At 46.0% G+C, this 25,193-nt stretch carries 24 protein-coding genes and 1 other RNA gene; 6 read left to right on the forward strand and 19 right to left on the reverse strand.

All coding sequences use genetic code 11. The annotated features are described in order from the left end of the window. Positions 1 to 158: 158 nt before the first annotated feature. Together BUA17_RS17880 and BUA17_RS17885 are read left to right on the forward strand one after the other, a co-directional pair. Entirely contained in the window at positions 159 to 395 is a 237-nt protein-coding gene (locus tag BUA17_RS17880; protein WP_053781237.1) for a DUF2626 domain-containing protein, read from the forward strand. A gap of 181 nt (positions 396 to 576) precedes the next feature. Beyond that, positions 577 to 1,656, forward strand: a complete 1,080-nt coding sequence (locus BUA17_RS17885; protein ID WP_072734492.1) for a coiled-coil domain-containing protein — start codon at positions 577 to 579, stop codon at positions 1,654 to 1,656. Here the strand turns inward: BUA17_RS17885 and BUA17_RS17890 are convergent. Both BUA17_RS17890 and BUA17_RS17895 read right to left on the reverse strand, forming a co-directional pair. Further along, entirely contained in the window at positions 1,648 to 2,928 is a 1,281-nt protein-coding gene (locus tag BUA17_RS17890; protein WP_072734493.1) for an extracellular solute-binding protein, read from the reverse strand. The two genes, BUA17_RS17885 and BUA17_RS17890, sit on opposite strands and share 9 nt — an antisense overlap. A 222-nt stretch (positions 2,929 to 3,150) precedes the next feature. Then, positions 3,151 to 4,485, reverse strand: a complete 1,335-nt coding sequence (locus BUA17_RS17895; protein WP_024628438.1) for a PhoH family protein — start codon at positions 4,483 to 4,485, stop codon at positions 3,151 to 3,153. Between the two features lie 153 nt (positions 4,486 to 4,638). Between BUA17_RS17895 and BUA17_RS17900 the strand changes: the two genes are divergently transcribed. Beyond that, complete coding sequence (locus tag BUA17_RS17900; RefSeq protein ID WP_064636421.1) at positions 4,639 to 5,334, forward strand: YhcN/YlaJ family sporulation lipoprotein; 696 nt, start codon at positions 4,639 to 4,641, stop codon at positions 5,332 to 5,334. A 7-nt stretch (positions 5,335 to 5,341) separates the two neighbouring features. On the opposite strand, the gene BUA17_RS17905 is transcribed toward BUA17_RS17900, so the two are convergent. The 6 genes from BUA17_RS17905 to BUA17_RS17930 all read right to left on the reverse strand — a co-directional run bounded on the left by BUA17_RS17905 (position 5,342) and on the right by BUA17_RS17930 (position 11,116). After that, positions 5,342 to 5,794 (reverse strand): pyridoxamine 5'-phosphate oxidase family protein, encoded by a 453-nt coding sequence (locus tag BUA17_RS17905; protein WP_063567005.1) that lies wholly within the window; start codon positions 5,792 to 5,794, stop codon positions 5,342 to 5,344. Positions 5,795 to 5,893: 99 nt separating this feature from the next. Next, positions 5,894 to 6,955 (reverse strand): LCP family protein, encoded by a 1,062-nt coding sequence (locus BUA17_RS17910; protein WP_072734494.1) that lies wholly within the window; start codon positions 6,953 to 6,955, stop codon positions 5,894 to 5,896. Between the two features lie 90 nt (positions 6,956 to 7,045). Next, a complete protein-coding gene (locus BUA17_RS17915; protein WP_053781242.1) occupies positions 7,046 to 7,342 on the reverse strand; it encodes a YlaH-like family protein in 297 nt (98 codons plus the stop codon). 311 nt (positions 7,343 to 7,653) lie between these two features. Beyond that, entirely contained in the window at positions 7,654 to 9,495 is a 1,842-nt protein-coding gene (typA, locus tag BUA17_RS17920; protein ID WP_063567007.1) for a translational GTPase TypA, read from the reverse strand. A gap of 177 nt (positions 9,496 to 9,672) precedes the next feature. Further along, complete coding sequence (locus tag BUA17_RS17925) at positions 9,673 to 10,167, reverse strand: hypothetical protein (protein WP_063567008.1); 495 nt, start codon at positions 10,165 to 10,167, stop codon at positions 9,673 to 9,675. Positions 10,168 to 10,456: 289 nt separating this feature from the next. Beyond that, a complete protein-coding gene (locus BUA17_RS17930; protein ID WP_072734495.1) occupies positions 10,457 to 11,116 on the reverse strand; it encodes a TerC family protein in 660 nt (219 codons plus the stop codon). Between the two features lie 105 nt (positions 11,117 to 11,221). On the opposite strand from BUA17_RS17930, the gene BUA17_RS17935 reads away from it, so the two are divergent. Then, a complete protein-coding gene (locus BUA17_RS17935) occupies positions 11,222 to 11,923 on the forward strand; it encodes a TerC family protein (protein ID WP_063567010.1) in 702 nt (233 codons plus the stop codon). Positions 11,924 to 12,053: 130 nt separating this feature from the next. On the opposite strand, the gene thiI is transcribed toward BUA17_RS17935, so the two are convergent. From thiI to BUA17_RS17965, 6 genes are all read right to left on the reverse strand, one after another. Further along, positions 12,054 to 13,298: a tRNA uracil 4-sulfurtransferase ThiI gene (gene thiI, locus BUA17_RS17940; RefSeq protein WP_063567011.1), complete on the reverse strand. Its 1,245-nt coding sequence runs from the start codon at positions 13,296 to 13,298 to the stop codon at positions 12,054 to 12,056. A gap of 6 nt (positions 13,299 to 13,304) precedes the next feature. Beyond that, the gene (locus BUA17_RS17945; RefSeq protein ID WP_072734496.1) at positions 13,305 to 14,453 is read right to left on the reverse strand and encodes a cysteine desulfurase family protein; all 1,149 of its coding nucleotides are present in this window, start codon (positions 14,451 to 14,453) and stop codon (positions 13,305 to 13,307) included. 174 nt (positions 14,454 to 14,627) lie between these two features. After that, complete coding sequence (locus BUA17_RS17950) at positions 14,628 to 15,389, reverse strand: lytic transglycosylase domain-containing protein (RefSeq protein WP_063567013.1); 762 nt, start codon at positions 15,387 to 15,389, stop codon at positions 14,628 to 14,630. A 242-nt stretch (positions 15,390 to 15,631) separates the two neighbouring features. Continuing rightward, entirely contained in the window at positions 15,632 to 16,021 is a 390-nt protein-coding gene (locus BUA17_RS17955; protein WP_063567041.1) for a hypothetical protein, read from the reverse strand. Between the two features lie 64 nt (positions 16,022 to 16,085). Next, positions 16,086 to 16,304 carry a DUF1540 domain-containing protein gene (locus BUA17_RS17960; protein ID WP_064636410.1) on the reverse strand — a complete coding sequence of 73 codons (219 nt, stop codon included), beginning with the start codon at positions 16,302 to 16,304 and terminating at the stop codon, positions 16,086 to 16,088. 167 nt (positions 16,305 to 16,471) lie between these two features. Then, positions 16,472 to 16,978 carry a YpuI family protein gene (locus BUA17_RS17965; RefSeq protein WP_063567014.1) on the reverse strand — a complete coding sequence of 169 codons (507 nt, stop codon included), beginning with the start codon at positions 16,976 to 16,978 and terminating at the stop codon, positions 16,472 to 16,474. Positions 16,979 to 17,266: 288 nt separating this feature from the next. Here BUA17_RS17965 and BUA17_RS17970 point away from each other — a divergent pair, with 288 nt between their 5' ends. Further along, positions 17,267 to 19,144 carry a S8 family peptidase gene (locus BUA17_RS17970; RefSeq protein WP_072734497.1) on the forward strand — a complete coding sequence of 626 codons (1,878 nt, stop codon included), beginning with the start codon at positions 17,267 to 17,269 and terminating at the stop codon, positions 19,142 to 19,144. Positions 19,145 to 19,240: 96 nt separating this feature from the next. On the opposite strand, the gene BUA17_RS17975 is transcribed toward BUA17_RS17970, so the two are convergent. After that, on the reverse strand, positions 19,241 to 19,498 hold the full coding sequence (locus BUA17_RS17975; RefSeq protein WP_064636406.1) for a hypothetical protein: 258 nt from the start codon (positions 19,496 to 19,498) through the stop codon (positions 19,241 to 19,243). Between the two features lie 84 nt (positions 19,499 to 19,582). Continuing rightward, the gene (locus BUA17_RS17980; protein WP_072734498.1) at positions 19,583 to 21,103 is read right to left on the reverse strand and encodes a MocR-like pyridoxine biosynthesis transcription factor PdxR; all 1,521 of its coding nucleotides are present in this window, start codon (positions 21,101 to 21,103) and stop codon (positions 19,583 to 19,585) included. Positions 21,104 to 21,212: 109 nt separating this feature from the next. Here BUA17_RS17980 and BUA17_RS17985 point away from each other — a divergent pair, with 109 nt between their 5' ends. Continuing rightward, on the forward strand, positions 21,213 to 22,442 hold the full coding sequence (locus tag BUA17_RS17985) for an aminotransferase-like domain-containing protein (RefSeq protein ID WP_072734499.1): 1,230 nt from the start codon (positions 21,213 to 21,215) through the stop codon (positions 22,440 to 22,442). 237 nt (positions 22,443 to 22,679) lie between these two features. On the opposite strand, the gene rnpB is transcribed toward BUA17_RS17985, so the two are convergent. The 3 genes from rnpB to BUA17_RS18000 form a co-directional block, all read right to left on the reverse strand. Next, positions 22,680 to 23,089: RNase P RNA component class A (rnpB, locus tag BUA17_RS17990), an RNA gene on the reverse strand. Positions 23,090 to 23,170: 81 nt separating this feature from the next. Then, positions 23,171 to 24,286, reverse strand: coding sequence for a Nif3-like dinuclear metal center hexameric protein (locus BUA17_RS17995; protein WP_072734500.1), 1,116 nt, complete (start codon positions 24,284 to 24,286; stop codon positions 23,171 to 23,173). Next, positions 24,262 to 25,020, reverse strand: coding sequence for a tRNA (adenine(22)-N(1))-methyltransferase (locus BUA17_RS18000; protein WP_063567019.1), 759 nt, complete (start codon positions 25,018 to 25,020; stop codon positions 24,262 to 24,264). Before BUA17_RS18000 ends, BUA17_RS17995 begins: the two co-directional genes overlap by 25 nt. Positions 25,021 to 25,193: the final 173 nt, after the last annotated feature.

Below are 25,193 nucleotides of genomic sequence, written 5' to 3' on the forward strand. Positions count from 1 at the left end.
TACTCATACGTTACATATGCAAAACAAACCATACTTTAACTCTTTTAGGCCAAAAAAAGAATTCGCTTTCATATCCAATTTTGTTTACACCTTTTTCCTTTCCCGGTATAATGTTGTGTAGACAATCTATGATCGTACATAGGAGAGGAGGACTTACCGTGGCGCGCATGTTTCGGGTACTCGGGTTCTTCACGCTAGCGATTGGCCTGATGGCTTTTGCGGGAGACCTGGTCGAAATGGCTTTGCTTTTTTTCCTGCAGACTGCGTTTTTTGTCATTTTGGGATATTTGAAATTTACCGAACGTACGTACATATTGCTCTTCTGGGGTTATATGATCGTGACATTCACAGGGTTCAGCTACTGGACCGTATTCCAAATGGATTTGCCGCTCTAATCCGCCAGCAGCATCAAAGCGATCCGGCTAATGTCGGATTGCTTTTTTGTCGTTTTCAGATTAAATGACTATTCTTTGTGTTATGTAACCACTACGGATATTTCACGTATCTATTTCATATATTGTCTGGAAGAGATAAGCCTGTTCGCATCATATGTAGATATGGAAAGGAGAATGATAGGTGAAACGTCGATACGGCATTCCTGGCTTCATCGTATGTATTATATTTTTGATCCAGATACCTTGGACTTATGCCTATGGAGAACCTTCCTCTGAGGAAACACGCGAAATACTGCAACAAAGCCTATCCATCGTCGAAATCGATCATGAAATCGAACGTATTGCAGCCAAACAAAAACAGCTAGACGAACAGCGTCAGACGTTATCCATGCAACTTCAGGAACAGGAAGACCAGATACATACTCAGCAAGACCGAGCGGGTGCAGTTGTAAGATCCTACTATACCGGGGAGCGTGATAGTCTCTTGATGACGGTACTGGGGGCAAGATCCTTTAAGGACCTGTTCATTCTATACGATTACTATCAGATTATTATTGGCAGGGATCAGGCTGTACTGGACAAGTATCAGGATCGATATCGCACCATGCAGCAAACGTCCGCCCAGATTAATCAGACCTCTGCAGAACTGTCTGAACTCAAAAACAATCTTCAAAATCAACGTGAACGAGTACTAGCTTTGCAGAAAGAAGTGGACGGAAAAGTAGCTGCCAGCGGGGATGCTGCAGCCATGCAGAAATTGATGGATGAGTTGACTATCTATTGGGAGAACATCGGCATATACGAGGTCAAGCGATATTTTAAAGCATTGGCATCAGCTATGCAGAACCTGCCACAGTTTATCCAGGAACAAAACGGAGGAATCTCCACTACCGGAACATCGTACACCATTCGAATTGGACAAGATGAGTTAAATACGTTTCTACGATCACAGAATCCGATCTTTGAAGACTTCGCCTTTCAGTTCGACAAAGATCGAATCACTGCTTCTGGGCAGCGTGATCAGTTGCAATTAAGCATTGAAGGCCATTATACGGTTGAGAATGAACCTCAGAATTCAATTCGATTTCATGTAGATAAACTTGTGTTTAATCAGTTAGAACTGCCCGATACCACACGTCGTATGCTGGAACGAGAATTCGATCTCGGATTTTACCCACAGAAAATTCTGTCGTTTGTCAAAGCCACAGAGGTATCCACAAGCGAAGGCATACTTGAAGTCAAGCTCGCCATTTCATTTTGACGAGCTTTGCAAGGCAATAATGCTTTTGACGTACTGATTAGCCGTGATCTCTCCCGCGAGAAGTTGTTGGATCTTCTTTTGAAAGGCAGAAGTTAGTATAGGACTTTCCGTCATAACAGCCTGCGAAGAGTCAGCTGGAAACCAGGATTTTACATCCGTCGTATTATACTTCGTTATTAGTTTCTGTGACTCAAGATCTAGTTCCTGTTGCTTTGCTGGTAAATAGTTAGCCTGTTGGTACCACTCCGATTGCACGGCAGAGGATGTCATCCCTTCAATCCAGCGGCTGGCCTCTTCCGCCTCAAGTGATCCAGCTGCGATAACAAGACTTCTTGATCTCAGCGGTTCTAACGCACTGAGAGCTATCTTCTCCGATGATTCCTGTTCGCCTGCCACGCCTTGATCTCCACTCAACAAACGAGACAGCAACGTTACTACCATAGGAACTCCCGTCTGCTCACCCGAAGAAGAGATCGTCGGATTCATTGATTCGACGTTAATATGCGACTGGATCTGATCTATCAACTGTATGATCTGTTGGTACGCCTCCGTTTGCGAAGAAGTTTGCGCTTTCTTAATTTTGTCGGGAGCCATGCCTGGATCAAACTGATTCAACCACGCACTTACCGCGTGAGGGTCATTTAAATTTATGCTTATTAAATCCGTTTCATCCTGGGTTGCTTGTTGTACAAGTTTGTTCCACTGTTCCTTATTTTTGGGTAAACCTGCCAAACCGGCTTCGTCCAGGAATGGAGAGCGAGCTGCAAGTACATAAGCGTCAAAATCAAACGGCATCCCCCATTGGTAACCATTCCACTCTGTCATTTCTCGTAAGCCTACCACAGTTTCTCCCAAAGACTTGGACAGTGTTGTACCATTCAACGGATACAGATGTCCTTTTTTGGCATGATATTGAACTTCCGCGCTATCCAGAAGAATGATATCTCCGCTCTCTCCTACCGAAAATTTATTATCAAGCACTCGCTTATATGTATCCGGCTCCAAATTCCGAAGACTGATTTCCACATGTTGAGAAGTTGCTACTTCATTAGCCATCTTTTTAAATGATTTAAAGTCGGTCTCAGACATTGAGACTACAATCTCTAGTGGGGCATGTTGGTCTTCGCTACGAGATGACGTGTTGGGAAATGCATCTTTTTCCTGATCTCGTTCCTGATTAAGCTGTGAACCTCTAAAATCAAAGCTGGGAGACAGAATCGTTAACGAAAGCAGCAGCACTGCGAACAAAACAACCTGGTGTCCACGCTTCATTAACTTCCCCTCCTTGCTCCCCTAATTTTTTCCTGCAACACTCATTGTAACAAATAAGTAGTGCTCTTGTCCTATCCTGCCAAAAAACAGTTTTCCGATATTTTGCATACTTCGAGCATATCGAGTTCTGTGCAATAACTGATTTTTATTTTTTCAGCAAAAAAACCGGCTCGAAGAGCCGGTTTAATAGAAACATTTTCCGGGAAATAACTTTCCGTTACCTTACAATAAATCTGCTGCAAGCTGAGCCAACTTGGAACGTTCTCCTTTTTCCAGCATAATATGTCCGCTGATTCCCTCTTGCTTGAATCGCTCCACAATATACGTCAGACCATTACTTGCTGAATCCAGATAAGGATGGTCTATTTGCTCAGGGTCACCCATCAAAATAATTTTACTGCCTTCGCCCACCCTCGATACAATGGTCTTCACTTCATGTCGAGACAGGTTCTGCGCTTCATCGATAATGATAAACTGTCCTGGTATAGACCTACCACGAATATAAGTGAGTGCCTCAACCTGAATACTGCCAAGACCCATCAAAATTTTATCAATGTCGCCTGCTTTTTTGGTATCAAACAAAAATTCCAAGTTATCATAAATCGGCTGCATCCATGGTCTTAGTTTTTCTTCTTTCTCACCAGGGAGATAACCGATATCTTTCCCCATCGGAACAACTGGACGAGCGATCAATAATTTTTTGTACTTATGATCATCCTCCACTTTAAGCAAACCTGCAGCAAGCGCCAACAAGGTTTTCCCTGTACCCGCCTTTCCTGTAATCGTGACAAGTGGAATATCATCATTCAGGAGCAGTTCTAGGGCCATACGCTGTTGCGCGTTACGTGCACTGATGCCCCATACATTATCATTACTCAGGAACAGTGGTTCCAACTTCGTTCCTTCTGTATTTACTTTGAGCAAAGCCGATTTATTGGTTCCCATCTCATCCTTGAGAATTACAAATTCATTCGGGTAAAGCGAATAAGACAACTGTAATGGTTTGATCGGTAGAAAGCGATATGTGTAAAACTCATCAATGACCGAAGGATGAACCTTGAGGGCAGTGTAGCCTGGATATAATTCACTGAGACCTGCCGTGCGATCTGATAAGTAATCCTGTGTGAAAAGACCGAGTACATCCGCTTTGATACGAACAAGCACATCCTTGCTGACCAGAACCACCTGTCGTTCAACGACCTCTTTCTCATTTTCCTCAATCTGATAATTCAGGGCGACGGCCAAAATCCGATTATCGTTGGACACTTCTCCAAACATTTCCTGTACTTTCACAAAACTACGATGATTCAGTTCCACTTTCAGATTGCCTCCATTAGCTAAAGGGACGCCACTGTGCAAATGTCCCAATTCACGCAACCCATCAAGAAGTCTCGATACATTACGGGCATTACGCCCAATTTCATCGGCATTTCTTTTTTTGGAGTCGATCTCCTCCAGTACAACCGCGGGAATGATTACCTCATGTTCCTCAAAGGCAAATATGGCATTGGGGTCATGCAGAAGCACGTTCGTATCCAATACAAAAATCTTTTTCATTCAATCCCCTCCAAAGCGGCGTCGTTAAAGGCATGGATAAGTTTGATCTTTCAGCAGCGACATGGACAATCATGCTCCCATACATAAATGTATTCGACTAGGACAAAATAATTGTCAACCATTCTGAAAAACTCCAGGAAAGGATGAACATTTATGAAATATTGGGTTTGCACGCTGCTTCTGATCTTTATACTTACAGGCTGCAACAGTTCTACACGTAATGCCTCGCAGCAACAAGGTCAGCATGCCAAAGGTTACGGAGGAAATGTTACAACTCAGCAAGACCAAAGGAAAGGATCTCACATGCTCAATACTCAGGAAGATCGGTTGCACCCTTCAGCTGTGGACCATCTGACCGAAAATACAGGTGAGGTTCATGAAAAAAACGTCATGGACAACACCAAGGCCGATCGGATGCCAAATGAAAAAAGGGTCACCCACCTCAAAACACTTGCCAAGCAAGTGGAAGGTGTCAAAGATGCCAACTGTGTCATTCTTGGAAATACAGCCGTAGTTGGCATTGATGTTGACGGTGAACTGGAACGTGCACGAGTAGGTACAATTAAATACTCAGTAGCCGAAGCCCTCCGCAAAGATCCGGAAGGTGTGGATTCAATTGTTACCGCAGATGCTGATGTCACCGAGCGTATTAAGGAAATCGGTGAACATATTCGTCAAGGTCATCCAATATCCGGTTTCGCTTCAGAACTCGCAGACATGGTGGGCCGGATCATTCCCCAACTACCCAAAGATGTCAAAGTCCGTCAAAATCCGGATGAACATGTTGAACGTGAACAACAAATGCAGCAGCTGCATTCTTCTGACAAAAGACAACAAAAAGCCCAGTGATCTCTCACTAGGCTTTTTTCATTGCAGTAAAAACCTGCTCATCTAATTTCTCAGCAGCACGCTGATCATATATTTTGACAAATTGAGGCACAGAAGATAGCTGGGCTCCATAAAAAAGGGCATTCCTTACCGCTTCAATGGAAATGTCGAAACAGCACATATTAAACGGAACATCCTGTAACGGATTTTGTCGTACGGAAGCACGTCCGTTTACCGCATACACCATCTCTTCTCCAAAAATGGTGACCGTAATAGCCGGATTCTCGATCATATTGTTCACGAGACGTGAACGATGATCAATCGCCACACGAAGGGTAGAAGCATTCTCCGCATAAATCCAGGAGATTGCTGTTGATGTCGGACCTCCAGATTCAATGTCCACGGTGCTCAAGAGCACAAAGGTTTCGTTCTTGAATTGCTGTAAAAGAGATTCAGTCAATTGTGTGACGGCTTCGGACATCCAACCAGCCCCCTAATCTTCTTTATGCAATTCTTGATTCGTTGTTGATGTTATTATAGCATACCATCAAACTTGCTTCCAATCCCAAAAGAATCAATGTTACTCAGCTGTCGGAGATGCTGTTACTTTACCTGAAAGTGTATCCTGCAACGCCTGTTTAGCATTAGCCAATTCAGTTTCGTTGATATATACATATGGACTTCTCCACTCTCCGGTTACAGGTGTGTAGTGCACATCCGATTTGGAAATATTCCAATAGGTTGAAATGAAGTTCTTCATTTGCTCCGATTCCACGTCAGTTGTCATGTTGTCGTCAACAGCGCCTATCACTTTACCAATCTTCGTTACGCCTCCCAGTGATTTCAACTGATCCAACATAGAATTCAACACTTGATTCTGACGTTTATTTCGGTCAAAATCGTTGGATTCATCTGTCTTCGGCTTACAGTTCGATTTACGGTAACGAACAAAATCAAGTGCTTCTTTGCCATCCAAATGCTGTGCACCAGCCACCAGGTTAATATCCGTGCCATCGGCCGTATCTTTGTAACACATGTTTTTATCCACTGTTACATCCACGCCACCTACAGCATTAACCGCATCCCGGAATGCTTGAAAATTCAGTACTGTCGTATAATTGATATCCACATTCAGATATTTGCCCATCATTTCTTTCATTTGATCCTCTGCATTTTTGCCAGAGGTTTTTTCTTGGGCTTTAAATTTAGGATAATAGGAATTTAATTTATTCGCCTTATATCCATCCAACTGAATACGGGTATCCCGAGGTAAAGATACAATGGTTGCCGTCTTGGTCTCCGGATTCAGAGAAGCTACCATAACCACATCCGATAGATACGTACCTGTTTCGGGACGGTTATCCGTACCTAGCAGCAACATCGTAATGGGTTTGGTTTTCGCTGACATTCCAGCCGGTACTGGCTTGTCAATGCCCGTATCAGCTACCTGATTGTATACCCAATAGAGATATCCGCAGCCTACCACAATTGCAATAACCAATAAACTTAAAATCAGTCTGCCAAAGGTTCGCATCTTTTTCTTCTTCTTTGGTTGCTTACCTTTGCCGTTCTTCGATCCAGAAGCGCCGGATTGAGTCGGTGCCTGTCTCCGTGGAGGCAGTCCGTTCGAATTCGAGTTCATATCTTCAACACCTTTATCACATCTGTTTTGGCCTATATATAAGACAACCGCTTTCCCTAAGGAAAACGGATGGTCTATACTATACAGAATTTATGAGTTTCGAGCGGCAGCTTCCGCTTTTTTCTTTTGACGACCTTCAATAAAATACCGAACTCTCACTAACAGCATCAAACCAACAGCCACCAGCAAACATTGAATAATTGGCAACTTGTCGATTTGAAACACAAGAAGCATGAATGTGCCCATCGCCATCAATATATAGAGAACGATTTCCTTACCAAGTGGCAATTTCTGACGTACCCGAAACACCTTGTTATATACGTAAGTAATCAATACAAAGATGACGATGTAGGCTACGATCGGGTTTGATGCGAACCATGCTTGCATGCACAGCCAGCTCCTTTCGTGTTCATGCTAGATATAAGTTAACTGGTTGATGGAACCCTTCCAACAACATAAATTACAAAACTCTGCATGTGACCGTTTCGGATTCGGATCGTTCTTTCGGTCGCTGTTATCCCCATATTTTTTTGATCCATTTCTCAATGGTAAAATCCGGGGATAAAGGCGAACGCTTCGCTCCTACAGAATCGATTCCGAATCCTCCACTACTTCAGCGGGTTGTAATCGACGTCGATGGTGTATATGTGTTCCATCAAACGTTAACTTATATCATTTATTTTAGTTGTAGTTAGGTGTTATTTTGTAGCCATTTTGCGTTGTTTTTCTGCACGCTCACGCTCGGATTTGTTCAGGATCTTCTTACGGAGACGAATAGATTTTGGTGTAATCTCACAATATTCATCTTCATTCAGATATTCAAGCGCCTGTTCCAACGAGAAGATAATCGGAGTTTTAATTTTAACCGTATCATCTTTACCAGAAGAACGAACGTTAGTCAGTTGTTTTTCTTTGCAGATGTTAACAACGATATCATTGTCACGTGTATGTTCACCAACAATCATACCTTCGTAGATTTCAGTACCCGGCTCCAAGAAGAGCGTACCGCGATCCTCAACGCCCATCATGCCATAGAACGTAGATGTACCAGTTTCAGTTGAGATCAGCACGCCTTGGTGACGTCCACCTACTTGACCGGATACTACTGGAGCGTAGCTGTCAAATGCATGGTTCATTACACCGTAACCACGAGTCAATGTCAGGAAGTTGGTGCTATATCCGATCAAACCACGTGCTGGAATCAGGAACTCCAGACGAACTTGACCACTACCTGTGTTGACCATGTTAACCATCTCTGCTTTACGTGCGCCCAGGCTCTCCATTACGGAACCCATGCTTTCTTCAGGGATATCAATCAACAAGCGCTCTAGAGGTTCCATTTTCTTACCGTCAACTTCTTTAACGATAACTTCTGGTTTGGATACTTGAAGCTCATATCCTTCACGACGCATATTTTCAATCAGGATACCTAAGTGAAGCTCACCACGTCCAGAAACGACAAATGCATCCGGGCTATCCGTTTCGTCAACACGAAGGGATACGTCAGTTTCCAATTCTTTGAACAAACGCTCACGAAGTTTACGGGAAGTTACCCATTTACCTTCACGACCTGCGAATGGACTGTTGTTCACGAGGAACGTCATTTGCAGTGTAGGCTCATCAATTTTCAAAACTGGAAGTGCTTCTGGGTTGTTCGGATCAGCGATGGTTTCACCAATGTTGATGTCCTTGATTCCTGCAATCGCAACGATGTCACCTGCTCCTGCTTCTTCCGTCTCAATACGTTTGAGACCCTGGAAACCGAACAGTTTCTCGATACGTGCAGTTTTGCTCTTACCATCACGCATAATAACCGTTACCGATTGTCCTTGACGGATCACACCGCGGTTAACACGACCAATGGCAATACGGCCAAGGTATTCATTGTAGTCCATCAAAGTAACGAGGAATTGAAGTGGTTCTTCAACATTTTCGGTAGGGTGTGGGATATGACTAACGATGGTATTGTAAATCGCCATCATGTTGTCATCCTGTTTTGCAGGATCATTATCCATGCTGGATGTTCCGTTCAATGCGGAAGCATATACAACAGGGAATTCAAGTTGTTGATCGTTGGCACCCAGTTCAATGAACAGGTCCAGTACTTCATCAATAACCTCAGTCGGACGAGCCGCTGGACGGTCAATTTTGTTTACAACAACGATTGGTGTCAGGTTGTGCTCCAAAGCTTTACGAAGTACGAATTTCGTTTGCGGCATACATCCTTCGTAAGCATCAACAACGAGCAAAACGCCGTCAACCATTTTCATGATACGTTCCACTTCACCACCAAAGTCGGCGTGTCCTGGTGTATCCACAATATTGATCAGGTAATCTTTATAGGTAATAGCTGTGTTTTTGGCCAGAATCGTAATACCGCGTTCACGCTCCAAATCGTTGGAGTCCATTGCGCGCTCCTGTACCGTTTCGTGATCACGGAAAGTACCGGATTGCTGGAGCAACTTGTCGACGAGCGTTGTTTTCCCGTGGTCGACGTGGGCAATAATCGCAATATTGCGAATGTGTTCTCTTGAATGCATGGTTTGTATCCATATCCTTTCCAATTTCAATTCTTATCTACTAAACTTCCCGCAAATTCGCAGGTTACTCACCCAAAATAAGCGTCGGTGATATCCCGACGCATGCCTATATCCCTTATATTATAGTTGATCATAGGTAAAAATCAAGATATTTCGCTTGAAAGACCACTGGGAATGTTACCAGCCTCTCCCTTGGCGTCCTCGGCCAAACAGCAACCACATCCCGCCTACAATCAAAATTACCGCCAGCACATAGATAATACCGGTGTGAAGCAGTGTAAATCCGAATAAAATAATTGAAAGGATGCCCACGCCCAATGCCACCGGAAGTACCATTGCGGGTCTTCGATGATCAGCCAGTGCATATTCAAGCAAACCAACGGCAATTCCAAGCAAAAAAGCAGGCCACAGGTTGCTCATCAATCCGCTGCCCCATGTATTCGTGATTCCGAACAACAGACCATAGACGGTTAATGTTCCTGCTGGAACGAGTGACCATGATGGCGTGAGCCTTGCATAATATAATGCATGAAGAGCAATACCAGGCAACAAGATGAGCAAAGGCCAGAAGTGCCGTCCAATAAAGCCAAACACACCTAGTTTACCGAGTAAAATTATTAAACCTGCAACAAAAATAAATATTCCGATTGCTTTTTCATTTCTCATCCTCATCTACAATCACCTCTTATAACATTTGGCTATGTACCCCGTAAGATAAACTATAAGCACACCATGATGACTGACTGTTCCCAGCCTTCTTCTAGTGTAGCCGATGTGTATGCAAAAAACTACACTTTATGTCGTACTTCGCCTCTCTCCATTATCCTGTATTACCCTAAAATGATCGGTCTATGACTTATTCAAGTTCACCCATTTCTTCTGAACAAATAAATACAGCAAAAAACTGCCCTTAAAAGGGCAGTTCGCCAGAAAATTCACATTTCCATTTGCTCAAATCGACTTACACGTTTCGACGAACAAACTTGTGCGCTCCTCCAATCGCGATTACAAGACAAGCCATAGCTACAGGCAGCAGTGTATGCGCCTCAGCAGCCAAGCCACCGAGCCACTGTCCCAGCTTCGGATCATTCATCACCATCTCACCTGCTGTGAAGGAAAGAATACCTGAACCGGCAAATACCAGAATCGGAAACCGCTTCAACAAACCGACAATTAATCCGCTGCCCCACACCACAATCGGAATACTTATGGCAATTCCGATGACCGTGAGCGCCAAGTCCCCATCCGCCAGCGCAGCAATCGCGAGAACGTTATCCAGACTCATGACAAAGTCAGCAATCAAAATCGTTTGGATCGCTTTCCAGGTCGTGGACGCCTTACGAATATGTACTTCATCTTCATTCTGAAGCAGCAGCTTGACAGCAATCCAGAGCAACAGCAGACCACCAGCCGCCTGAATAAAAGGAATACCCAACAGCAGCACAGCTGCAAAGGTTAACAAGCAGCGCAAAACAACCGCACCGAAAGCCCCCCACCATACCGCCTGCTTGCGCTGTCTCGCGGGTAAATCCTTGCTTGCAAGGGCAATAACAACCGCATTATCTCCACTTAGAACCAGATTGATCATTAATATTTCGGTTAGCAGCCATAGCGTATCCATGCTTCTCATCCCCCCACTCTAACTTGTATGTCAAAGTTGTCCATGCTATTCTTAAACGTTGAACAAGCTTTCTCAGGTTTGGATATATAGAAGGAGTGACATCGTATGGAGCTGTTTAGCCCCGCTTTTTGGCTAGCGTTGTTGAACGTTGTATTTATTGATCTAATTTTGGCTGGCGATAATGCCATCGTGATTGGTCTCGCAGCTCGAAATTTGCACCCTTCTGTGCAAAAAAGGGCGATTCTTTACGGAACAGGCGGCGCACTTTTGATTCGCATTGTAGCCACCGTGATTGTGCTCTGGTTGCTTAAAGTGCCATGGCTACTCCTTGTTGGGGGATTACTCCTGATCTGGATTGCGTACAAGCTATTAGCAGATCAAGGGGAAGAGCATTCCGATATCAAGGCTGGCAGTTCTCTCTGGGTAGCCGTGCGAACGATTGTCATCGCAGACGCTGCCATGGGACTGGATAACGTCATCGCCGTTGCTGGTGCAGCACAGCAGCACTTGGTGCTTGTTATACTCGGACTGCTGATCAGTGTACCTATTATCGTGTGGGGCAGTACGTTGTTTATCAAATTAATTAACCATTTCCCTTGGATCATTTATCTTGGAGCTATCGTGCTTGGGTATACGGCTTCAAACATGATCACAGAGGAGCAGCGTCTTGTACCTTTCTTCACTGAGCATCCGGCACTGAGAATCTTATTTATCGTTCTCGTTACTGCTGGTGTTGTATTTGCAGGATATCGCAAACGTGCAAGCAGCAATAAACCAGGTGGAGAACGGCAGCACTCCTATTCCTAAGCTTTATTAAATGGGATTCCCATCAAACACAACCATAAAAAAAGGACTGACCGATAATACATCGGCAGTCCTTTTTCTTCAAGAAGATAACATAGTCCTTATTATGTTATTCAATCCAGAATACGGTTCCTCAGAACCACTCTTCTTTCATGTCATTAACTTCATTCTGCTGATTGGTTACCATAAAGTTCTCGCCTGCATGAAGCGTAATTGTTTCTGTCTGCTCCACCGCCTGCTCCACCCATTCCGGCAGTTGACTCATGGTTGCTTCAATCTTGTCCACAATGCGAAGATTCGGATTGGTGGATGGGGATTTCGGTACAAAAAGAGTACAACAGTCTTCATATGGCAGAATCGATATATCATACGTCCCGATCTGTTTGGATAAAGTTATAATTTCCTGTTTGTCCATCATGACAAGTGGTCGCAGCAACGGCAGATCCGTCGCACGTCCAATGACATTCATGCTTGGCAGGGTCTGGCTCGCTACCTGACCCAGACTATCTCCGGTAATCAGTGCAAGCGCACGCTCACGTTCAGCCAGCTTGGTTGCAATACGTAACATGGAGCGGCGCATCAGTGTGATGATCAAGTTATCCTGTCCCAGTTGGGTAAATGCAGTTTGAATTTCCGTAAAAGGGACCAGATGCAGCTTAATTGTGCCTGCATGATCAGCAAGTGCACGCGCCAAATCAATGACCTTTTCTTTGGCACGCTGGCTTGTGAACGGATAACTGTAAAAGTGTACACATTCCACTTCCAGGCCTCTACGCATCGAAGACCATGCCGCTACAGGGCTGTCTATGCCACCCGATAATAACAGCATCGCTTTTCCATTTGTGCCAAGGGGGAACCCGCCTACGGCCGGAATCACCTCACTGAAGATATACGTGCCCTGATCCCGAATTTCCACGCGCAGTTCAATGTCAGGTTGACGCACGTCGACGCTTAACTGCTGGAATTTCCGAAGAATAGGAGAACCTACCAGATGGTTCATTTCATGCGAAGAATTGGGAAACTCTTTCCAAACACGCCGTGCATTAACTTTAAACGTGGTACCGTCTTTGAATTCAGACTCTCTTTCATCCATAAAAGCAACGGCTGTCTCCACGATTTGGTCAGTCTCCGATGGGGTCACTTTAACCGGACTGATCGACATAACGCCGAATACTCGTTTCAGCACAGTGATCAGCTCTGTATGAGATTCGCCACCCAGATCAACATACAACCGTCCAAACTCCTTACGCAGACTTGCACCTGGATAAGGTTTGAGCAGGGAACGTACCTGGGTGATGATTGTTTTTTCGAACCGGGCACGGTTTTTTCCTTTTAACATAAACTCTCCGAAACGGAGAAGCAGCATATCATATTTCATCTAAAATCACATCCGCCTTTCCAACGGGCGCAGCTTCGCCACCATCTGATGTAAAGCCTGCTCCAGCAGTGCCACATCTTCTTCTGTATGTTCATCTCCAAGACTAATACGCAATCCACCAGCAGCACAAGCATTATCCCTGCCCATGGCAAGCAATACCCTGCTGGGTTCAGCCGATCGCGAAGAGCAGGCAGATTGTGTAGAAACAGTTACTCCAAGTTGTTCAAGGGTATGCAGCGCCACTTCTGCCTTCATTCCAGGATAGGAAAAATGAACAATGTGCGGCGCACCCTCCTTACGACTATTTAACACAAGTCCGGGAATAGTATCTATGACCTCCATGATACGATCTCGCAAAATCGTTGTACGCTGTGCAAAGTCAGCCTGACGTTCCGCAGCGAGACGCATCGCCTTCGCCATACCCACAAGCAAAGGTACATTTTCAGTACCCGCTCTTAGTCCCTGCTCTTGGGAACCCCCTGACAGTAAAGGCGTTAGCTCGACTCCACTTCGTACGTAGAGAAGACCAGCTCCTTTGGGACCACGAATCTTGTGAGCAGACAAGCTGTAAAGATCCGCGCCCCATGCCGCAGGTTTAGCTTCCATCTTGCCAAAACCCTGCACACCATCTACATGAAAAAGCACCTTTGGTGCTTCCTTTTTCAGTCGTACACCGATTTCAGCAATTGGATGTATCGCTCCTGTTTCATTGTTCACATGCATCAGACTCACAAGCACCGTATCCGATCTTATGGCATCCACTACCTGCTGGGCGCTAACCAGACCATCGGAATCCACGGGAAGCCAAGTGACCTCCCATCCCCACTGCTGTAGCTGCACAAAACTCTCGTAAACTGAAGCATGTTCCGTTGCAGTTGTAATAATGTGTTTGCCCCGAGACTGATACTGTAATGCCGCCCCTTTAATGGCAAGATTGTTGCTCTCAGTTGCGCCTGAGGTAAATACGATTTCTTCCGGTTTCACATCAATTGCGGCGGCACAACCAGATCGCGCTCGGCGCAACAATTGATGGGCTCGCTCACCATATCCATGAATCGATGACGGATTCCCATATTGCGCCTCCATAATCTCGGCCATTGTACGAACGACATCCGGATGAGGAGGCGTCGTTGCTGCATAATCAAAATATTTCAAATGAGGTTCCCCTCCTTGTCTCTTCTTTGTGGAATCTACAGTGAGCATTGTAACACGATCCCCGCTCAACACAAAAAGACCAAACAGGAACTAAGCACATTTAAGACTGCTGTTCCCGCGTTTGATCTCTTCCTGGGCGTACTGTTGTGTTGCCATTTCTTTGGTCTATACCATTTATACCGAATATTTCGACTGTGCTTTCTCCACTTTGGAGATATAAGCCTGTGTTTCCGAAGGGAGGCGGTTAAGTACACTCATCAGTTCAGCGTCACTCGATACACCCAGACTCGAAACCCGTCCCGGTCCGGCATTATAAGCAGCAAGTGCCATCTTCACCTCGCCACCAAAACGCTGGAGCTGGAGAGAAAGGTATTTGGTTCCACCATCTATATTTTGAGCGGGATCGTAAGCGTTGCTTACTCCCAACCCTGCTGCCGTCCCATCCATCAACTGCATTAGTCCCTTGGCACCTGCGGAAGACACTACATTCGGATTGAAACCGGATTCTGTATCAATAACCGCCTTGATCAAAGATTCAGGCACCCCATATTTGGCGCTCGCTGAGGCAATCAAAGATTCAAAATCTGTAGGTACAGATGCACCCGAATCGACTGCTCCAGTATTTAACAGGGAAGATAAAGAAACCACATTACTGTTCGAGGAAGAAACAGAACTTGCATCCGGGTTATACATGCTGCCCAGTTGCAGCCACAACAGACCGTCACTGGATCGTTTGGAGATCGCAGCAGAATTCACGTCTTCGCCTACGGTACCAGTATTGTTCAAAGTATTTGAATTCGTACCGAGCAGCCCGTCCATCATACTGGCAAAATCCACTGTTGAAGCGGAGTTTCCATCCGATGCATTTGTTTCGTTGAGACTATTGGACAATTGCAGTTCCAGCAACTGCCGCGACGCGCGCGGATCAATCTGCATGAGTTATATTCACTCCCGTATAATGTAAACGTAGATTATGACTTTATTCTACATTATTTTACAGGCAGGTTCCATTGTTTTCAAAAAAATAGACCGATTTTACAACTTCATTGCGTATATGCGAAAAAACCTTCTGCAATCACCCCTTAAGTAAGGTGGAAGCAGAAGGCTGCAAATAACCAACTCATATCCAGTTCGGTTATCATTTTTTGTACTGATAATCAGATCATGTTTTTGCTTTATTAACGGGCGAATGGAATCATGAAGAAATAGCTAAGTGTTGCCACTGCGCCAAGTCCAATAGACCACGCACCCGCCGTTTTCCGGCCATTGACGTAAGCATAGTAACCAAGTACCGCTGCAGCTGGACCAAGGACAATGGACCACATAAATAAGGATGCGATACCAAAGGCCAGACCCATATATCCGGAGATTCGGCCAGTAGATTTCATGACACCGTCGTCATCTTCACGCTTCACAGGGGTATGATCGGTTCTTTCCGTAGGTTCTGTTCGAATAGAACCTGTTGGGGGCGCTACCTCTGCACCATACTCTTCCCTGTGGCTACGTCTTGGATAGTCTACACGCTGACGCTGCTTTTCATCTAACGGAGTCGTTTTTGGACGTTGCAACGGGTGATCATCTCTACGGTCATTATTCAATGCAAAGCACCTCCATACAAATGGGAATGACTGCTCATTTCGGTTTGAATGTGTGACAGCAAGTTGCAGATGAAGTACGGGCATGATCATGATGATCAGAATCAAAGGTCTCTCCGGCAAATTCCTCATGTAAGCGACGGGTGGCATGTTGGTCAATGTCAATCATGATGGCATCAGCCTGGCAGAAATTGTTTTCTCCCCAAAAGTGACAGTTAGCAACACTGCATTTGACGATCGGCTTCTCTTGGCTCATTTTTATCACCTCGACATCTATTGTCTCCGCACCGTAAATCGGCTATTCTCCAACGAAATGCCAGATGATGACATGCTCCTTTATCCGCGATGCCAGTTGAAAGAACACGCAAAAAAACCGCCACAAGGGCGGTTTTGTCCAATTCGCATATAAGTTAAAAAATGTATTTACGCGTGATTGCGTTGATTTTGCATCCGACGCTGCGTGAGGTAGTCACTTTCATAAAAGGCCAGATCATCACGCAACTCTTCGTACGTTTTTGATATTTCAAGAATAACATCCCGTACTGCACGAATTGGCTTATCACGGAATCGGATCGCATCCTGACCAGTGTAAGCATATCTTCCATCTTCGGAGTAACATTCATTTTTAGGATAAAAAAAGCTGTTTATGCTTTGATGGTATGTGTTATAGAGAGCCTTTTCGGCAAAATCGACATCAAAATTGGCACGACGCAGCACAACGCCAAGTTTTTCGTAAGAAACTTCAGAAAAAACGAGCAAATGACGGAGATCCGAAAGAAATCCTTTGTAGAAGGCTGATGACTCCTCCGTCTGATTCTGATCCAGTTCAGGCAAGGCATTTTCATTCAAAAATTTTTCGATCCGATCGATAGCCGGTTTTAACTTTTCCCTAGTTGACTCACATGTTTTCTGTACATTGGCTGCTGACATAAAGGTAGCTCCCCCTTAAATAAGTCCTTACATATAGATCGGCCAACGGGAGATTCTCCCCTGACCTTGAATTCTCAGGTACTATCCTACCATAAAAAGATGACGAGCGGTATCCCTTAATCAGGCTTTCCCTTTCTGTCCCTGAACATGCCCATTACACACAGCTCACCTGATGTTCACCTGCATAAAAATAACCGCTTTTCCTAACGATAGATATATCCAGTGACAACGATGAAATCAGAGCACTGTAAGATGATTGTCAAAATAAACGAGGAGGTTCCATCCCCTATGTCCAGACCGAAATGGGTTAACTGGGCCATTGCCGCGGGTGCGGGCGCACTTGCCTTGACGCTTTTGCTTCCGACGTCCAATCGCCCTGTTCCTGCTCCAAGTGCCATGCCCGATTCTCCACACGAGGAGCATGCGAGCAAACAACGTCTTAAAGTTCAGGATGTAAAATCAACCGATCTGCTGACCCGTGCGGATGCCAAACAACATCTTAACATCATGCTTGAGAAGACCTCCAAAATGAACGATGTGCAAATAAGCCAATACGTTAAAGAGCTACAACAAACACATGATCATATACGGTCTATTGATGTAATGAATACCAAGGGATCTCGCAGCCGGCACTTTGACAAAACAGCAGCAAAAGGAAGCAAGATGGAACAGCAAAAGCTGGAACATTCTCTCGCCCTAGCCAAAAAAGCTGTGAGCAAACGTCAAAGCTTCGAATCTTCTTCCTTTCCTCTCGGCAAGGAAAAGTTTTTTGTTATGGCGCAACCTTCCAAGGATGGAGAACGTGCCGTCATCGCTCTGTTTAGCCAAAATGTACTGAATGCCGTGGAACAGCATCAGCGCAAAAATTTGCGCATGATCCCTTATCCGCGTGAAGGTAAATTCAAAATCGAGTCTGTGCACCCCGACACCCTTAAAGAAATCACTGTAAAAACAGGACATGATAATGCCAATGCCAGCCATTTTTACGAAAATGAAATCGTCATCCGTTTCCGTCAGGATCCAGGTGAACGGGATATGCGCATCATTAAATCTGACCTGCGGACGCAATCGGCACGCAAGCTGGGATACACGTATGTTTTTCGGTCGGAAAATATGAATTATCAACAATTACATGCTTATTTCGAACGTAAATGGAATCCGCTGTATATGGAACCCCACTACATGTATTTAACCAATGAAACCGTACCTGAACAAAAAGATGTAACCGTGCCCAATGATATTTTGTTCTCCGACTACCAATGGAACCTGCCAGCCATTGAGACTAACCGTGGCTGGAATATTACGAAGGGCAACAAGGATGTTATCGTTGCCGTGGTAGACACCGGCGTCGATCTGACTCATCCTGATTTGAAGGGCAAGCTGCTGAAAGGTTATAACGTTGTCGATCCAGCGAGCAAACCACTTGATGACGTAGGACATGGTACACATGTAGCAGGCATCATCGGCGCTGTTGTGAATAACAACGAAGGTGTAGCAGGCATGAGCTGGTATAACAAGGTACTACCTGTTAAAGTGCTCGACAATTCGGGGTCAGGCACAACCTATGCTGTAGCAGAAGGCATCATTTGGGCCGCTGATCATGGAGCCAAGGTCATTAACATGAGTCTGGGTAACTACGCAGATGCCCAATTTCTTCATGATGCTATCAAATACGCTTTTGATCGCGATATCGTATTAATTGCAGCGACCGGTAACGATAATACGGAGCGTCCGGGATACCCTGCCGCTTATCCAGAAGTATTTGCGGTATCCGCTACGGATGCGGACATGAACAAAGCTTCCTATTCCAACTACGGGGATTACGTCGATGTGACGGCTCCAGGCTCCAGCATTGCAAGTACGTATCCGAACAACCAATATGCAGCCTTGTCCGGAACGTCGATGGCAAGCCCCCATGTAGCGGCACTTGCAGGCTTGATTCGCTCACTCAATCCTGATCTGACCAACACAGAAGTCATGGATCTCATGCGTCAAAGCGTCATAGATCTCGGAGACCCAGGTCATGACAAGTATTTCGGTTATGGTCAAATCGATGTGTTTAAAGCATTGGAGGCGGCCTCTGGTAACAGTGCCCCACTCCAGTTCTGGCCACAACATGTGAGACAGCAAATGGATAATACAATGAAAAAGTACATCAAACAATAACCGTACACTGGATATAAAAAAACAAAAGCAGCTGCGCCCCGGGGCGTATGCTGCTCTTTGGTATGTTTACCTATTTCCCCGGGGCACCCGCTGCGACTAGCGCTTGCGAGAAGTTGTGCGGGATTTGCTTGATTTTTTCACGGATTTTTTCTTACCGTTGTGGCTTGAAACATAACAAGGATCTTCTTCTTTGACCACGACAGGATACATGTGATGATGGATCGGCACACAGTGATGTTTTTTGATGACTTCGATCGGGTGAATTACGGGTACGATTTGTGGGATGTAATAATCTTCAACAACCTGGATTGGGTCACAAACAATCGGACAAAGCGGTGGACAGAAATGGTTCATTTCAAACCAACTCCCTTTCAAGTGATACTATAACGTATTGCACTGGGTCCAATGTGGATTGGATGTATGTCCGTGTTCCAAAAATTAAATAAGCGGGAGCCTGTCCGCTTTAGCCCCACCCTGTTGAGGGGTAATGTTCTTAATAACCCTGCATAATACCCGTAGACCTTCACATAACAGCTCCTGATTCGTAACCGTGAAGCAGATCCGCAGACTCGCCGTATCCGTTTCCCCTACATAACAGGCAGAGCCAGGTAAAAAGGAAACACCTGCGGCAAGTGACTGGCGGTGCAGTTCACGCATATCCAAACCATCAGGCAATTGCAGCCACAAGTTTAGTCCACCATCAGGCAAAGTCCAGTACATCCCGGGAGAACCATGTTCCTCCAGTACCGTTGATGCGGCAAGAAGCCGGGAATATAACTCATCCCTCAATCGCGCTGTATACGCACTGTATTGATGCTGTATGAACGATTGCAAGGCCTTTTGTGTAAGCAGCGGACTCCCGAGATCCGCAGTGGATTTGGCTGCAACAAGTCGGGTGAGCACACTTCCGTCTGCAACCGCACACGCCACACGGCAGCCTGGAGACAGTACTTTGCTAAAGCTTTTGATATATATCACATGCCCCGTCCCATCCATGGATTTAATGGAAGCAGGGGGAGGATCACGGAAATACAGATCGGCGAACGGATCATCCTCCAGGATGAGACAATGATAACTTTGAGCAAGATTAAGCAGTTGCGCACGCCGTTTGGCACTCATCGTAATGCCTGTAGGATTGTGAAACGTAGGAATGGTATATATCAACTTGGGCGGGTATGTATCACATAACCGGGTTAACAGATCTATACGCATACCTTCGTCATCCATTGGCACCGTAATAATCTTTGCTCCTCTGCTTGTAAACACATCTATTGCTCCGGTATAGCTTGGTGCTTCCATGTATACGACGTCACCAGGACCAACAAACGTACGCGCGACAAGATCGATTCCCTGCTGGGTACCGCTCGTAATCAGCATCCGTTCGGGCATTACCCGCAAACCTCTTTCCGCAAAATGCCCGGAAAACGTCTGACGCAGTTCGCGATCTCCCTGAAAAGACCCATAGGCAGCCATGCGCTCTGGATGATCCGAGGAAAGCCGGTACGCACTATCGATAATCTCTCGGGTTGGCAACAATTCAGGCTGAATTGCCGACATATGCAGCTCATATCTAACTTGTGGAGATGCATCAAAATGTCTCCAGAGCTGAGCTCGGGGCAAATAATCCACAAGGGCCATCTGCCAGTTCCAAGGTGTGCTGGATTCATTTTTTGCATGAGTGCGGTGAGTCCTCTCCATATCCTCCGTTATCTCCAGCTCATGCGCCCCCCGTACATAACAACCCTTCCCCTGGGAACACGTAATTAGCTGTATGGCTTCAAGCTCGGCATAGGCTTTGGACACAGTGACCAGGCTGACGCCCAGATCTGTGGTCATTTTACGAACAGACGGCAGACGGGTTCCAGGCTCGATTAGTCCAGACCTTATTCGGTCAGCAAGTGTAAGGGCAATCTGAACATACAATTTGGTGCTGCTTCCCCGTTTCAATTCAATATGCACACATGCACTCTCCCAACTGTTATGATCAGCATTTTACTGTTATACTGCAGTCCGTCTATTATAGTTTATAATATCAGTATAACAGTGAATAACAGGAGATGAGAATAATATGAATATCCCTTGGTCCAAAATGGCACAAAATACCCCGTCCTCTGTCGTTCGCGACATGTTACAGGCTGCACAGGCGCCTGGAATGATTTCTCTAGCCGGCGGTTTACCTGCCCAGTCATCATTCCCGCTTGAAGCCATCCGTGACGCATACGAAAAGGTATTCATGGGTGGTTCAGCGGCTCTTCAATATGCAGAGACGGAAGGATTCCGACCACTACGTGCCAAAATTGCAGAACGTCTTGAATCCAAGGGCATTCCCGCTTCACCTGATCATATGCTTCTGACTACAGGTTCCCAGCAATCCATTGACCTGGTGTGCCGAATCTTGCTCGATCCAGGCGACAGCGTGCTAGTTGAATCACCAACCTATCTGGCTGCCCTTCAAGTCATTCATTCCTATCAGGCTGAGGCGCACGGTGTTGCCTGTGATGATGACGGAATGTTGCCTGAATCACTGGAGGAACAGCTGCAATTGCATCGTCCAAAGCTCGTTTACATTAACCCTACGTTCTCCAACCCGTCAGGTAAAGTATGGAGTCGCGCCAGACGTCAGCAAGCCGTAGACCTGTGCCGGAAATATGGGGTACTGATCCTGGAAGACGATCCTTATGGTGAAATCCGCTTTAAACCGGAACAACTAGATGCCCCTGCACTGGCGAAACTGGATGCGGAATCCTATGAGGGTCCATCCAATGTCATCTACACCAGCACATTCTCCAAAACAGTTGCTCCTGGCCTCCGCACTGGCTGGATACTGGCTGCTCCGGATGTTATCCAAATAGCTGCCCGCGCCAAACAGGGGGCAGATTTGCATTCCAGCAGCATCGACCAAAGAGCACTTCATGCACTACTGGAATCTTTCGATCTGGACGGCCATATTCGCAATATTTCACAGGATTATGAACAACGGATGAGAAAAATGACCACTCTCATGGCTGCAAAATCGTGGGAAGGTATCTCTTGGAACTCACCGCAAGGCGGAATGTTCCTGTGGCTGCAATTGCCTGAGGGCATGCTGGCCAGCAATCTGTTTACCTATGGAATTCAGGAAAAAGTATGTATTGTACCAGGGGATTCATTCTATGCGGGTACACCGGAGCTGAACCGTATGCGGATCAACTTTACTCATACGGATCCAGATCTGCTTCCCGAGGCTGTAGAGCGTATGGATCGTGCCATTCAACGCTGGCATGCATCATTACAGTCAGACAGTGTAGTTACACTGTAACGAACTGTCATCCACTGTATCATTAGGAACAATTTCTCATTCCAACGAATAACACAAAAATAAGGCGTCAGACCCGAGAAAGCTCGAAGTCTGACGCCTTATTTATATGACCTGCAAGTGCAGGAATTCTTTTGAAGTTTAATCGCATCCTTCTGATCAGTCAGGCACATCAGGTACAATCGTTCTGTTTGCCCGTGACTGATAGTGGACTGCACTTGTTACAGTTTGTGTTGTAGTTAGGAAAGCTTACCGTAAGCCGGGTTCTGTGCTCTTCGTGGTTCAGACGGGAACTACCCTCCCACCACAAGCGACAATCATCTATCTAGGCCATACATTGCTGCACAGCTCAAGCGACCAACCTAGACACACCTCGGGCTAAGGCTGCCTTCTCCGAAGAGTCGACTGTGTCCCATTAGGTCTTGCTCCAGATGGGGTTTACCAGGAACGAAGTCACCAGCGTTCCTCGGGGTCTCTTACACCTCGGTTCCATCCTTGCCTGTGCCGGAAAATCCGGCCATCGGCGGTCCATTTCTGTGGCACTATCCTTCAACTCGCGCTGACTGGACGTTATCCAGCATCCTGCCCTGTGGAGCCCGGACTTTCCTCTCGTGGCAACGAAGGCCACCAGCGATTGTCTGTCAAGCTTTCCGAACAACATTACATAGTATACAGGCATTTTAGTTTACAAACAAGCTTAATCTTACAGGAAGCATTGAACCCGAGTGCTTTTAGATAAATTGGAATACTTCCGTATTTACCTCCGATGCAGTCACTTGCGTGTCATAACGTTTGTCTTCCAAACGTGAGCGCAGCCAATCCGCAGTTTTCGGTTTCATGATTTTCTCGGCATTATGCCCGGCGTCGATGATACACATACCCGCCATCAGCGCATCGTGAGCCGTATGATAATCAATGTCTCCAGTTACAATGACATCGGCACCTTTAAACCGTGCAGGAAGAGTATAACGGCTACCCGAGCCTCCAAGCACTGCTGCTTTTTTGATCTGCCGATTGAGATCGCCTACTACCCTAACGTACGGCACATCCAGTTGGGCCTTAACGACCTCCACAAGCTCACCGAGTGTCTTTGGTTGTTTGAGTGGTCCCAAGCGCCCCAGACCCAGCGTACGGCCTTTTAAATCCATTGCATACAGGTCATAGGCCACTTCCTCATACGGATGCGCCTTAAGCATTGCTTGTACAACCTTGCTGCGCAGACTCTGCGGTACAATGGTCTCAATCCGCATTTCCTCTACACGCTCCATCTGCCCCTCTGTACCGATGAAAGGTTGTGTCCCCTCTCCCGGTACAAAAGTACCTGTGCCCTCCGTATTGAAGCTGCACTTGTTGTACTGCCCAATACTGCCAGCACCCGCTTCGAGAACCGCCTGGAGTACCTGCTCATGATGGGTGCGAGGTACAAATACAGCCAGTTTGAACAAATGATCTGTATGTACATCCTCAAGTGATTCCTTGCTCTCAATACCAATGGCCTCGGCCATCCAGTCATTCATGCCGCCTTCAGCCACATCCAGATTGGTATGACTAATGTACACCGCAATATCATGCTTGATTAGCTTCTCATACAGTTTCCCCATGGGTGTATCGGTATTCAATGACTTGACCGGACGGAAAATGATGGCATGGTGCGCAATAATCAGATTGGCTCCAATCCGAATGGCCTCGTCTACAACTTCGTTCGTAACATCAAGTGCGATAAGAACGTGCGTAATTTCCTTTTGCAAACTGCCAAGCTGAAGACCAATCCGATCGTCCGGCACAGCCAGATGTTTGGGAGCAAGCTGCTCCATCAATTGAATTACAGTTTGACCTTTGGCAAACATGAGAGTACCTCCTTCAAGTTCACAATAAGACGCTCCACCTCAGCCGCCTTGTCCCGAGAAGACTCCTGATCAGATTTGGAGATGGACTGCGCGACACTTTGCAGCTTGACGATTTCGCTCTCCCATTTGGCAAAAAACACATCCGTTGGACGGTCTGTTAAATAAGGCCCCATGCGCAGCAGCAAATCTGATGTCAATTCCACTCCGCCTTCAAGCGGACGTGAGCGATACACTTCCTCATTGGCGATCGGACTGAGTTCTTGCGGCATTGCTGTAATAATCTCGTACACTTTGCCATCTTCCTCAAGCAGCTGTTCTGCAACGACCACCCAGTGATGCTCCAACAACCAACGTCTGAGAATATCCTCACCAACATTAGGCTGCAAAATAAGAAGCTTGACCTCATCCAGTTTGGAGAGGCCACGGTCCAGAATGGAGGCAATGAGTGCTCCTCCCATACCGGCAATGGTGATAACGTCCACTTCTCCTGCAGAGATGACATCCAAGCCATCTCCACGACGTACTGTAATTCGTTCCTTCAGGCCTGCATCGCTGACTTGCTTGCGTGCAGCTTCATAAGGGCCTGGGTTGACTTCTCCGGCTACTGCACCTGCTGCTTTCCCGCTGCGTACTGCCGCAACTGGAAGCAAAGCGTGGTCTGAGCCAATGTCAGCCAAGCGGCTGCCTTCGGGAATTTGATCATGTATCCGCTGTAATCGATTCGAAAGTTTCATGAAGCACCTACACCATTCATTTAATTTATTGATTTGCATTGAACAACGAAAAGCGATAAAATGAAATCCAATAAAACATTTCAAGGATGAATTACCAAAACCAAGAAATTTAGATGTTCAATTTAAAAATAAAGGAGACCCCGCCGCCGCTAAAGCGTCTTGCGGAAAGTCTC

The sequence above is a fragment of the Paenibacillus sp. ov031 genome (assembly GCF_900143165.1).
GTDB classification, from domain to species: domain Bacteria; phylum Bacillota; class Bacilli; order Paenibacillales; family Paenibacillaceae; genus Paenibacillus; species Paenibacillus marchantiae.

Bases quoted from the DNA above. Each gene is read 5' to 3' on its own strand.
- BUA17_RS17965 (WP_063567014.1), bottom strand. From the start codon at position 16,978: ATGTCAGCAGCCAATGTACAGAAAACATGTGAGTCAACTAGGGAAAAG.
- BUA17_RS17960 (WP_064636410.1), bottom strand. From the start codon at position 16,304: ATGAGCCAAGAGAAGCCGATCGTCAAATGCAGTGTTGCTAACTGTCAC.
- BUA17_RS17910 (WP_072734494.1), bottom strand. From the start codon at position 6,955: ATGAACTCGAATTCGAACGGACTGCCTCCACGGAGACAGGCACCGACT.
- BUA17_RS17925 (WP_063567008.1), bottom strand. From the start codon at position 10,167: ATGAGGATGAGAAATGAAAAAGCAATCGGAATATTTATTTTTGTTGCA.
- BUA17_RS17950 (WP_063567013.1), bottom strand. From the start codon at position 15,389: ATGCAGATTGATCCGCGCGCGTCGCGGCAGTTGCTGGAACTGCAATTG.
- typA (WP_063567007.1), bottom strand. From the start codon at position 9,495: ATGCATTCAAGAGAACACATTCGCAATATTGCGATTATTGCCCACGTC.
- BUA17_RS17995 (WP_072734500.1), bottom strand. From the start codon at position 24,286: ATGTTTGCCAAAGGTCAAACTGTAATTCAATTGATGGAGCAGCTTGCT.
- BUA17_RS17895 (WP_024628438.1), bottom strand. From the start codon at position 4,485: ATGAAAAAGATTTTTGTATTGGATACGAACGTGCTTCTGCATGACCCC.
- BUA17_RS17970 (WP_072734497.1), top strand. From the start codon at position 17,267: ATGTCCAGACCGAAATGGGTTAACTGGGCCATTGCCGCGGGTGCGGGC.
- BUA17_RS17905 (WP_063567005.1), bottom strand. From the start codon at position 5,794: ATGTCCGAAGCCGTCACACAATTGACTGAATCTCTTTTACAGCAATTC.
- BUA17_RS17930 (WP_072734495.1), bottom strand. From the start codon at position 11,116: ATGGATACGCTATGGCTGCTAACCGAAATATTAATGATCAATCTGGTT.
- BUA17_RS17890 (WP_072734493.1), bottom strand. From the start codon at position 2,928: ATGAAGCGTGGACACCAGGTTGTTTTGTTCGCAGTGCTGCTGCTTTCG.
- BUA17_RS17900 (WP_064636421.1), top strand. From the start codon at position 4,639: ATGAAATATTGGGTTTGCACGCTGCTTCTGATCTTTATACTTACAGGC.
- BUA17_RS17985 (WP_072734499.1), top strand. From the start codon at position 21,213: ATGAATATCCCTTGGTCCAAAATGGCACAAAATACCCCGTCCTCTGTC.
- BUA17_RS17915 (WP_053781242.1), bottom strand. From the start codon at position 7,342: ATGCAAGCATGGTTCGCATCAAACCCGATCGTAGCCTACATCGTCATC.
- BUA17_RS18000 (WP_063567019.1), bottom strand. From the start codon at position 25,020: ATGAAACTTTCGAATCGATTACAGCGGATACATGATCAAATTCCCGAA.
- thiI (WP_063567011.1), bottom strand. From the start codon at position 13,298: ATGAAATATGATATGCTGCTTCTCCGTTTCGGAGAGTTTATGTTAAAA.
- BUA17_RS17935 (WP_063567010.1), top strand. From the start codon at position 11,222: ATGGAGCTGTTTAGCCCCGCTTTTTGGCTAGCGTTGTTGAACGTTGTA.
- BUA17_RS17975 (WP_064636406.1), bottom strand. From the start codon at position 19,498: ATGAACCATTTCTGTCCACCGCTTTGTCCGATTGTTTGTGACCCAATC.